Here is a 10,337-nt window from a genome sequence, read left to right on the forward strand (position 1 = left end):
ATGAAGATTATAAATAAAATTATATCTGTTTTGATGGTTATATTTTTATTTTTGATTGTTTTATTATCAAATTTACAATACTTGGCGTTTGATAAAAATTTTTATATTCACGAATTTAATAAATACGGCATAGAAGATGTAACAGGAATGGATAGTTCACAGTTAAACAAAGTAGCAGCCAGAATTCAAGATTATCTTTTTGGAAAAGTAGACAGTCTTCAATTAAATGCTGTAATAGATGGTCAGAATCAAAAGGTATTTAATGAAAGAGAATTAGACCACATGAGAGATGTCAGAGAACTTTTTAAGAATGGTTTTTTAATAAAAAATGTAATGATATTTTTGTACATCTTGACTGCTTTGTATTTGTACATTAAAAAAGAAGACATATTTAACTATACATACCGTGGTATGGTATTTGTGATTTTATTTTTAATTGCAGTAGTGGCTGTCGTTTCACTGGATTTTAATAGGTGGTTTATATATTTTCATCTTCTTTTTTTTAACAACAATTTATGGCAGTTGGATGTGACTCGCGACAGACTTATACAGATGCTGCCGGAAGGCTTTTTTAGTGATATTTCATACCTTACAATTCGAAATTCAGTTATCGTATATATAATTATAGGATTTGTGTCGTATTTAGTAAAAGGGAAAGATCATGATAAAATAGGCCTAAACTAAAGGCCTATTTTTCATACACACATTTGCTTTTCGTCATTCATTAATTCATCAATTTCTTCTTTTGTTATAATTTCATTTGACAAAAGTCTTTCTGCAATAAGAATTATTTTATCCTTTTTCTCTATAAGGATCTTTTTTGCATTTGTATAGCAATAGTTGATGATTTTATTGACTTCTGCGTCTATTTTGTCAGTTGATTTTACCATTCTAATGTCGTATATCCTATTTCCCAATTCACTCATGCCGTAATTGCATACCATCTGATATGAGATATTTGTAGCTTCCTTTAAATCATTTTCTGCACCTGTAGATACTTCATTAAACATTATCTCCTCTGCAGCACGACCGCCTAAAAGCATTGTTATCTTGTTTTTTAAATCTGTTTTTGTCATTAAAAAGGCGTCATCTTTTGGAAAATTGAGGACATATCCTAATGCTTCTCCACGAGGTACTATTGAAATCTTTTCGACTGTGCTGGCGTTTAATATCTTGCCGATTATAGCATGACCGGCTTCATGATGTGCTGCAATTTTGCGCTCTTTTTCTAAGATTTCTTGATTTTTCTTTTGCAAACCTGCAACAACTCTTTCTATAGCTTCATCAAATTCTTCTCTTCCTATTCTTTGCTTATGCCTTATTACTGCCAAAATCGCTGCTTCATTGCAAATCGATGATAAATGGGCACCTGTCATGCCATGGGTCTTTTTAGCCAATTCCTCCAGTGATATGTCGTTATCTAAAGGCTTGTTTCTCGTATGTACTTTCAAAATTTCCAATCGTGCTTTTACGTTTGGATTTCCTATATGAATCGTTCTGTCAAATCTTCCAGGGCGTAGAAGCGCTTCATCCAGCATATCAAGCCTATTTGTCGCACCTATTACGATAATGCCGTCGTTGCTGTTGAAGCCATCCATTTCAACTAATAGCTGATTTAATGTCTGATCTTTTTCAGAATTATTGTCGTTGTTACGCTTGCTACCAACCGCATCTATTTCATCTATAAAGATGATGCTGGGAGTAGACTTTTTAGCCCTTGCGAATAATGCTCTTATGCGGCTGGCTCCAACACCTACATATTTTTCAACAAATTCTGAACCTGATGCCGATATAAATGTAGAATTTGTTTCTCCAGCCAAAGCTGTAGCAAGCAATGTCTTGCCGGTACCTGGAGGACCATAGAAAAGTATCCCCTTTGGTATTTTAGCACCCATTCTATCGTATTTTTCAGTGTTGTTTATAAAATCGATGATAATTTTAAGCTCGTCTATAACCTCGTCAAGTCCTGCTACATCTCTAAAGGTAATGCTGACTTTTTTGTTGGACTCTTTTTCTTTAGGTGGAAGTTCGTTTTTTAAGTTTACAGGCAGCATCTCAGATACGTTATTTTTGTATAGTATATACCCTATCAGAAAAAGAGATAGCATTGAAATTATGATAAGCACCGGATTCGCTTTTGAGGTATAGGATATTGACAAAATAATGTTTATTACCAGTGATAAGGTTAATAATATTATATATAAGTTTTTTTTCATTGCCATCGCCCCCAGTGATTTACTAAAAATAGTTTTTACGTACAATCGCAAATTATACGTAGAAAGAAACGATGATGAATTAAGGTTTATATGGAAAAGAAGTAAAAATTTTCAAAGGAGGTTATCTACATGGATGTGTACATGGGAATTGATGTTGGATCTGTAAGCACAGATGTCGCCTTGATTGATTCAAACAACGAGGTGATAGATTCTGTTTATATTAGGACTCAAGGGCAGCCTATAAAGGCAGTACAGAAAGCTATGGTTATGTTGAGAGATAGGACTCACACAGATATATCTGTAAAAGGAGTCGGTACGACAGGCAGTGCAAGGCAGTTAACAGGGCTCATGGTTGGCGCTGACATTGTAAAAAATGAAATAACTGCACATGCCATTGCATCATCAAATTTAATTAAAGATGTACACACTGTTTTTGAAATAGGTGGTCAAGATTCAAAGATAATAATATTGAGGGATGGAATTGTAGTAGATTTTGCAATGAATACGGTTTGTGCGGCAGGTACAGGTTCATTTCTTGACCAGCAGGCCTACAGGCTCAATATACCAATAGAAGAATTTGGCGATCTTGCACTAAAATCAGTTAGTCCTGTTAGAATTGCAGGCAGATGTGGCGTATTTGCTGAGTCTGATATGATACATAAGCAGCAGATGGGATACGCGCTGCCAGACATAATAAGCGGTTTATGTGAAGCTTTGGTGAGAAACTATTTAAACAATGTTGGAAAAGGTAAGGACATAAAAGAACCGATAGTGTTCCAAGGAGGTGTAGCTGCAAATAAAGGCATAAAAGCGGCATTTGAAAAAGCTTTGGGCATGAAAGTATATGTTCCTAAATATTATGGTGTAATGGGAGCGATAGGTGCAGCTATTCTTGCCAAAGAGGCTGTAAAGAAAAAAGGCTTTAGCCAGTTTAAAGGTTTTGAAATTGCTGATCTTGATTATAAAGCACAGGGGTTTGAATGTACCGGCTGCTCAAACGGATGTGAGGTTGTGGAGTTTATTAAAGATGATGAAGTTATATCCCGCTGGGGTGATAAATGCGGCAAGTGGTCAAACTCTACAAGCAAGAATATTTTTTCAAAAAGTGTATCTTAACTATAAAAGATTATAAGGATCGTCTTTGATCCTTATAATCAGACTATTATCTCTATTTTATCGCCCTTTTTGAGAATGTCTGTGTATGAAGCCTTTCTTCCGTTTAAAATCATCTCAGGAATTTTATTTTTGGGCATCTGGAAATCGATAAAATTAAATATATCAATGAATATATATTGTTCCTTTCCAGTAAGGATTGTTTTATCTCCATTTATGTAAACAAAAAATTCTTCTTGATTTTCTACAATTATTTTTACGTCATCACCATTTTTCACAATGTAGTCATCATCTACGATAGATCCGTTGACTGTGATTTTTGATGCGCCGTATTTATCTTTAAGCTCTTTTACTGTAATAGAAGCGTCTTTGCCATTTATGCCACTTACAACGACTATTTTATCGCCGTTTTCCACTTTTGATTTGAGATTTGATGCGATTCCATTTTTTAAAATTTTAGCAGGTATTCCTACTTCACCATCTATAACGATATTTTTTCCGTTAAGTGTAAATGACAGATTTTTTCCTGGTCGTGCAATTAACTTTTTAGAGTCAAAATTGGTTTTTAGAAGCACATCCATTATGGTCATTTCCTTCACATTTAATAGTTCTAATTTTTCATCATTAAAATAGATGGTTATAAAATCTTTTTTTCTGTCAATCATTGATGAGTAAGCGATACCAATAGGTGTGATGTATTCCGGGCCTTTTAATTTTTTGCTTTTGTATTCTACGACGTTGATGGAGCTTGCATCTCTTACAGATACTCTTTCTAACGGTATAGATAGATTTTTAGCAATTTCTTCTGCAATATTGGGAAGATTGCTGCTGCCGCCTACTAAGAATACAGCAGATGGACTTTTTCCATTGTATTTTAGAATTTCATCGCAGATTTTTTTTGAAAGATTTTTAACTACAGGTTCTATTATCTTAAGCACGTCAGTTCTTGATACTTTATGTTCAATTCCTATTACGTCTTTAAATTTTACTTCTTTTTTTGAGGTCGTTTTTATTTTTTCGGCAGTGTTAAAATCAGTAAGGAAATGCTGTTGTATCGTTTCAGTTACTTCATCACCGGCAAATGGGACCATTGAATATGCTATTATATTTCCTTCTTTTGAAATAGCTATATCAGAAGTGCCTGCGCCAATATCTATAAGCGCTATATTTAGCATCCTGATTTGAGGCATTATTGCGACTCCGATTGCTGCTATCGGCTCTAATGTAAGGTATGTAACATTTAAATCTGCTTTCTTTGCAACAGAGTATAAACTTTCTACTACATCATATGGCAAAAATGTGGCAATTATCTCTACTGAGATTTCTCTGCCTGTATGGTCTTTTAGGTTAGTTATAGGGAGGCCATCTAAATAGAAGCTAGTTATAGAGTATCCTACCATGTGATATTTTACCGTATAGCCTTCATGCGATATCTCTTCTTTTGCAGTGTTTAGTGCAGACAAAACTAGATTATCTATGTCACTGTCTTTTATTATGTAATTTTCATCTATGCTTTTTTCGACTCTAACAATTTTGGTTTTTAAAGACCTTCCGGCAGCAGCCAGACTAACATTTTTAAGGCTTACTCCTAGCTTTTTTTCAAGCTTTTCTTTTATTTTACACGCAACAGACGATACTTTTTCTATGTCGTGAATTTGACCGTCAAACATTACTCTGTCCCTATGCTCCATTTGCTCGACTGCAAGTATTTTTAATTTGTCATTTTCTGCCACACCTACAATGCCTACAACAACTCTTGTTCCAATGTCAAGTGAAAAAATCAAGTTATCGTTCATCAAAATTCCCCCGAAAAATATATCGTAAAACAAAAAATATATTTTAATAAATTTTAGAAAGTTGTATAATTCAATTAAGATTACTTTTATATTATACAATTTTTTGATTTGTCTTAAAAGTAATTTTTGTGGGGTGTTAAAATGATTAAAAATGGTGATTCTACTCAATTAGAAAGGCAGTGGAAGATATTATCAATTTTATCATGGGAAAACAATGGAATGACAATAAACCAGATATATCAGAGATTGGCTAAAAATTTTGGAGAAGAGGTATCTACAAAGACGATAAAAAGAGATTTAGATGATTTAACTATGGTATTTCCAATTTACGAAGAAGGGGAAGGCAGGGGAACGACTTATACTTTAGAAAAGTATAAGATACATGATTTTATATTTACTGTACAAGAACTTTTTGCATTATTTTTCACTAGAGAAATAATTAGAAAATATGATACATCTGAAATAGGTAAAATGGCTCTTAATTTCATAGAGAGAATAATATCGTACATACCTTCTATATACGATGACTACATTGATAGGCTGTATAGGACTTTTTTGATACAAAAGGATATAGATTCTGATAAAAATGTAACGTTAGACATGTTAGAGACTATCAACGATGCAATAATATATAAAAAATCTATCAAAATGAGGTATTATTCTTTTACATCTGATACAGAGACTGAAAGGGAAGTAGATCCGTATTTGATTTACGAAAAAGATGGTCATTATTATCTGACGGGATTTTGCAAATTACATAATGAAATAAGGGATTTTAGAATATCCAGAATGAAAGAGATAAAATTACTTGGTAAAAGCTTTGAAATATCCCCTGATTTTGATAAGAGCAAGTATTACAAATACACGTGGAATATTTTAAAAGGAAACACAAAATACAGGGTGAAAATAAGATTTACAGGGAATGCAGCCAGGCTTGTCAAAGAGTATGAAGGATATAAGGCAGATGAAATTGTAGAAAATGACGATGGTTCAATTTTATTTGTCAAGGTAGTTTCGCAGCTAGATGAGATTAAAAGATGGGTTTTAGGCTTTGGATGTGAAGCAGAAGTTATAAGTCCCGATGAGTTTAAAGACATGATCAATGATGAGATAATCAAGATGGCAAAAAAAATAAGGAGTAAATGACTCCTTATTTCATTATGCTTTTTATATCGTTCATTAAGCTGCTTAATTGGTCCTTTGTTATATATAGGCCAATTTGATTGTTGTTCTTCTGGATGTAGTAATTATTATTGTCATTTGTCAGAAATTTGACTTCCTCATTTTTACTGCCATCTGATATGGTAAGTGTGAAGCTAGAACTATTTCCGCTGATTTTTTTATTTGGATCTATTCCTGTCGGACTCAGTAAGACTATATCATTGAGAAGGCTTTCTGATTTGTCACTGCTTATTTCTTTACCATTGTAAGCCCACTTTCCGCTTTTATTTTTTTCCATATAACGGGTTCCGGAAGAGTCTGTATAAGTTACTTTTGATATTTTGTCTTTAGATATCGTGTATATATCTTTATTTAAATAATTGAATAGTGTATCACTACTTGTAAGTTGAAAATTCTCTATCGAGCTTGCGTCTACAACGTATATATACTGCGAATTTGACAATTTGGCATAGTACGAATTGCCAACTGGTGATTTATTTCCAACAATCAATTCTTCTGTATTGCCATTGCTGGATGACGCAGTAATAATGAAATTTGATTTGTCCAATCCATATTTCTTTAAATCTGTATCGGTAAATTTTCTGTTGTATTTTAATTGTGTGAGTGAATTGAATAAATCATTGGCATATGTGCTATCTGCAGCATAACTTATCGGTTTGATAATTTTATAGGTGCTGCCATTTTTTACAATAGCCATTTCATTATTAGAATCTTTTATATCAATAGAAGACAATTTATTTTTGCTTATGCTTATGATGTTTGTCGATGGTGCAGGCTTCTTTGTAGCTTTGCTGTAGTAGTAATATCCCACAAATATGCCAAGTATTACAAACATTATTATAGTGTTTCTAAAAGTCTTCATAAAGCTCTCCTCCTGAAGAAGACAAACCCACCTATTATCCAGATGACTAATGGAATTACAATTACAGTTACAATAAACATTGCATTAGCTTGTTTTCCAGTCATGAAGACTGTAGCATAGTCAAGAGGTTTTGGACTTATAGATATCTGTGTCGTCTTGTTTGTAAGCCAATTGGCACTGTTCATAAGAAGGTCTCTGTTGCCTTCCAAACCAATAACTTTATCAGTTGCCATAAGGTCATTGCCAAGTACGACAACTTTCATACCTGTCTTACTGTCAGAAATAGTAACGCCAAGTGTTAGAGGACCTTTTATGTCATTGTCGTCAAATGATGCTTGTTTGCTGTTGAAATTTGTTTTCCCCCACGCTTTATCACTAGTTGTCAAAAATGATTGAATCGATATATTGCTGCTATTTGATTCTTTGTAAGTTATGCTTCTGGAACTTGGTGCAACTGACGCTAAATTAGCAGATTCTAGTTTATCGGTTATGTCATGGTATCCGTACTCTGGAACAGGTGATAAAGCATCCATGAAATAGTTCCTTGAAGGATCAACAACTATGTCGTTATCGATTTTTACATTCCAGTTTGCTAGAATGTTGTTAATTGATTTTTCGGTAAGAGGACCATTTTCAGCCCCCATCATAATGAATGCTTTTCCGCCTTTTTTCAGGTAATCCATGATTGCATTTATTTCCTGGTCGTTGTAATCCATTTGTGGATTAGCTATTATTATAAGGCCTGCATCTTTTGGTATACCGCCGGATTGGCCAATGTTTAGATCATTTACGTTGTAGCCTTCACCTTGCAGCGCTGTTTTAAATGTTGTTAGAGAGTTTGTACTGTTTACTTCATTGTGGCCTTGAATGATATAAGCGTTTGTCTTGTTGACTTCTGTAACATTAATTATCGCTTGGGTAAATTGCTGTTCACCGTTAAAAATCGTCTGACCTGTTTCTTGTGATTGGGTAAATATATCATATGAATTAACTATTTGTCTTTTACTGTCATCTTTGCTGTTTAGAAACAGTGTAGTGTCATAAGCAGTTATTCCATATTTTTGTACTAATGAAGGATTCTTATCAGGATCTATAAATTGAACTTTTATCTTTTTTGATAATCCTGTGTATTCATTTAAAATATTCTGTACTTGTGTCTTTGCACTATCATTCTGAAAAAACGCATAGACTGTTACATCGGTTTTTAGATTTTTCAAAACTTGCTTTGTTTTATCAGAGAGAGTGTACTGCTTTGATTTGGTAAGATCCCATTTTATAGGCTTTTGGGCTAATATTAAGTTGCCGAAAATTAATATGCCCAATAAAATGACGATTGCTAAAATCGTATTGCTTCCGTATTTTAACCTGATTTTATTCAATAGAATTACCTCCTAACTCCAGCGTCTTTTATCAACAACCATGATAGTTACAAAAATGAAGAAGATTATTACGCTCAAGTAAAATACAATGTCATTTAAGCTTAATACACCGTTTTGAAAGTTATTGAATCTTTGTAGCAGCGAAATGTTTTCCACAATAGTTTTAGCTGTTCCCTGGAATACATCACCTAGCCAGCTAATAATCCAAAATAATAAAAGAATCGAAAAACCTATGACACCGGCAATAAGCTGATTTTCTGTTAAGGATGATGCAAAAATACCTATTGCTATGAATGCTGCTCCCATTAAGAAAGATCCTATATAACCTGTAAGAATAGGTCCAAAGTCTGGTGTGCTGTATATTTTAAGATATAAAGGATATATCAGGGAAATCACCAATGATAGAGCATAGACAGTCAGTGATGCAAAGTATTTACCCAAAACCATGTCTGTTATTTTCAGCGGCGCTGTCATGAGAAGCTGATCAGTTCCATTTTTCATTTCTTCTGATATCAATCTCATCGTCAAAATTGGGCTTATAAACATGAAGACAAAAACCATGTTGCTAAAAACGGGAGACATAAGTGCATATTGTGTTGAGAGGACAAATGTTGCAAAGAAATATCCTGATATAAGCAGCAAAAAACCTACCAGCACATATGCAAGAGGCGATAGAAAGTATGACTTAAGCTCCCTTTTGTATATTGTCAGAATTTTCATCACTATTTACCTCCTCATCTGTTGTAAGCTGCAGGAAGACTTCCTCTAGGCTGTAGTTTACAGGCCTAAATTCTATAATAGGCAGATTTTGTTTTGCAAAAGAAAAGAAAATCTCTTTTCTCAAGTCGTTGTTTACGTCTGTTTCAACATCGATGTCGATACAATTTTCTTTTGTGTTTGATTTCGATTTAAAATCTTTTATTCCATTTATTCCTTTTAATGTAGTTGATATTTTTTCAGTTGAACCTAAGACTTTAAGGAAATATCTTTTTGATTTTCCTATAGTATCGGTTAAGTTTTCAGTTGAGTCCATTGCGACAATTTTGCCTTTGTTTATGATTATAACTCTGTCGCATATCATGCTTACTTCAGGTAAAATATGTGTACTCAGTATGATGGTATGCTTTTTTCCTAGTTCTTTTATAATGTCCCTTATTTCTTTGATTTGTTTGGGATCTAATCCAACTGTCGGTTCATCAAGAACCAGCACATCAGGATCTCCGATGATTGCTTGAGCCAGTCCAACTCTCTGTTTGTAACCTTTTGATAAGTTTTTAATAATTCTGTTTCTTACGTCAGACAATCCTACTTCACTTAGGACTTTATCAACTGTTGATTTTCTTTTATCTTTTGGGACTTCTTTTAATTCACATACAAATGCTAGATAAGCTTCAACAGTCATATCAAAATACAGTGGTGGGACTTCTGGAAGATAACCAATATGTTTTTTCGCCTTTAATGAATCTTCTATTATATCGTACCCGGCAATTTTTATTGTGCCTGATGTTGGTGGCATAAAACCAGTTATCATTTTCATGGTTGAACTTTTTCCAGCACCATTAGGACCTAAAAATCCTACTATTTCTCCACTGTCTACAGAAAAGCTTATATTGTCTACAGCTTTGCGTTTTCCGTAAACTTTAGTCACATTGTTTACTTCAATCATCATACGCGGCCAAACCTCCTTTTCGTATATGAGTATTCTCGGCAACTTCTGTTGCCTGATATAACTGAATTTCAGGAGACATATTTTAAATTTATCCCCCAAAATTTCATTCTGAAATCATTT

General features: G+C 33.6%; 9 protein-coding genes. 3 read left to right on the top strand and 6 right to left on the bottom strand.

Going from position 1 to position 10,337, the window contains the following annotated elements; translation table 11 throughout:
* Positions 1 to 684, top strand: coding sequence for a TIGR01906 family membrane protein (locus tag J2Z80_RS06525; RefSeq protein ID WP_209453678.1), 684 nt, complete (start codon positions 1 to 3; stop codon positions 682 to 684).
* 11 nt (positions 685 to 695) lie between these two features.
* Here J2Z80_RS06525 and J2Z80_RS06530 read toward each other — a convergent pair whose 3' ends face one another.
* Positions 696 to 2,216 carry an ATP-dependent metallopeptidase FtsH/Yme1/Tma family protein gene (locus J2Z80_RS06530; RefSeq protein ID WP_209453679.1) on the bottom strand — a complete coding sequence of 507 codons (1,521 nt, stop codon included), beginning with the start codon at positions 2,214 to 2,216 and terminating at the stop codon, positions 696 to 698.
* Between the two features lie 129 nt (positions 2,217 to 2,345).
* Between J2Z80_RS06530 and J2Z80_RS06535 the strand changes: the two genes are divergently transcribed.
* Positions 2,346 to 3,332, top strand: a complete 987-nt coding sequence (locus J2Z80_RS06535) for an acyl-CoA dehydratase activase (RefSeq protein ID WP_209453680.1) — start codon at positions 2,346 to 2,348, stop codon at positions 3,330 to 3,332.
* Positions 3,333 to 3,370: 38 nt separating this feature from the next.
* On the opposite strand, the gene J2Z80_RS06540 is transcribed toward J2Z80_RS06535, so the two are convergent.
* On the bottom strand, positions 3,371 to 5,125 hold the full coding sequence (locus J2Z80_RS06540; RefSeq protein ID WP_209453681.1) for a cell division protein FtsA: 1,755 nt from the start codon (positions 5,123 to 5,125) through the stop codon (positions 3,371 to 3,373).
* Between the two features lie 141 nt (positions 5,126 to 5,266).
* On the opposite strand from J2Z80_RS06540, the gene J2Z80_RS06545 reads away from it, so the two are divergent.
* A complete protein-coding gene (locus J2Z80_RS06545) occupies positions 5,267 to 6,271 on the top strand; it encodes a helix-turn-helix transcriptional regulator (protein ID WP_209453682.1) in 1,005 nt (334 codons plus the stop codon).
* 4 nt (positions 6,272 to 6,275) lie between these two features.
* On the opposite strand, the gene J2Z80_RS06550 is transcribed toward J2Z80_RS06545, so the two are convergent.
* The 4 genes from J2Z80_RS06550 to J2Z80_RS06565 are packed head-to-tail and all read right to left on the bottom strand — an operon-like array spanning position 6,276 to position 10,217.
* On the bottom strand, positions 6,276 to 7,169 hold the full coding sequence (locus J2Z80_RS06550; protein WP_209453683.1) for a DUF4340 domain-containing protein: 894 nt from the start codon (positions 7,167 to 7,169) through the stop codon (positions 6,276 to 6,278).
* Positions 7,166 to 8,548, bottom strand: a complete 1,383-nt coding sequence (locus J2Z80_RS06555; protein WP_209453684.1) for a GldG family protein — start codon at positions 8,546 to 8,548, stop codon at positions 7,166 to 7,168. Before J2Z80_RS06555 ends, J2Z80_RS06550 begins: the two co-directional genes overlap by 4 nt.
* A 12-nt stretch (positions 8,549 to 8,560) precedes the next feature.
* Positions 8,561 to 9,268 carry an ABC transporter permease gene (locus J2Z80_RS06560; RefSeq protein WP_209453685.1) on the bottom strand — a complete coding sequence of 236 codons (708 nt, stop codon included), beginning with the start codon at positions 9,266 to 9,268 and terminating at the stop codon, positions 8,561 to 8,563.
* Entirely contained in the window at positions 9,234 to 10,217 is a 984-nt protein-coding gene (locus J2Z80_RS06565; RefSeq protein ID WP_209453686.1) for an ABC transporter ATP-binding protein, read from the bottom strand. The genes J2Z80_RS06560 and J2Z80_RS06565 overlap by 35 nt, the downstream gene beginning before the upstream one ends.
* Positions 10,218 to 10,337: the final 120 nt, after the last annotated feature.

This window comes from Thermoanaerobacterium butyriciformans (assembly GCF_017874545.1).
Taxonomy (GTDB): domain Bacteria; phylum Bacillota; class Thermoanaerobacteria; order Thermoanaerobacterales; family Thermoanaerobacteraceae; genus Thermoanaerobacterium; species Thermoanaerobacterium butyriciformans.

What these genes read in the sequence shown, in the direction of transcription:
- J2Z80_RS06525 (WP_209453678.1), top strand. Translation starts at nt 1, where the DNA reads ATGAAGATTATAAATAAAATTATATCTGTTTTGATGGTTATATTTTTA.
- J2Z80_RS06530 (WP_209453679.1), bottom strand. Translation starts at nt 2,216, where the DNA reads ATGAAAAAAAACTTATATATAATATTATTAACCTTATCACTGGTAATA.
- J2Z80_RS06535 (WP_209453680.1), top strand. Translation starts at nt 2,346, where the DNA reads ATGGATGTGTACATGGGAATTGATGTTGGATCTGTAAGCACAGATGTC.
- J2Z80_RS06540 (WP_209453681.1), bottom strand. Translation starts at nt 5,125, where the DNA reads ATGAACGATAACTTGATTTTTTCACTTGACATTGGAACAAGAGTTGTT.
- J2Z80_RS06545 (WP_209453682.1), top strand. Translation starts at nt 5,267, where the DNA reads ATGATTAAAAATGGTGATTCTACTCAATTAGAAAGGCAGTGGAAGATA.
- J2Z80_RS06550 (WP_209453683.1), bottom strand. Translation starts at nt 7,169, where the DNA reads ATGAAGACTTTTAGAAACACTATAATAATGTTTGTAATACTTGGCATA.
- J2Z80_RS06560 (WP_209453685.1), bottom strand. Translation starts at nt 9,268, where the DNA reads ATGAAAATTCTGACAATATACAAAAGGGAGCTTAAGTCATACTTTCTA.
- J2Z80_RS06565 (WP_209453686.1), bottom strand. Translation starts at nt 10,217, where the DNA reads ATGATGATTGAAGTAAACAATGTGACTAAAGTTTACGGAAAACGCAAA.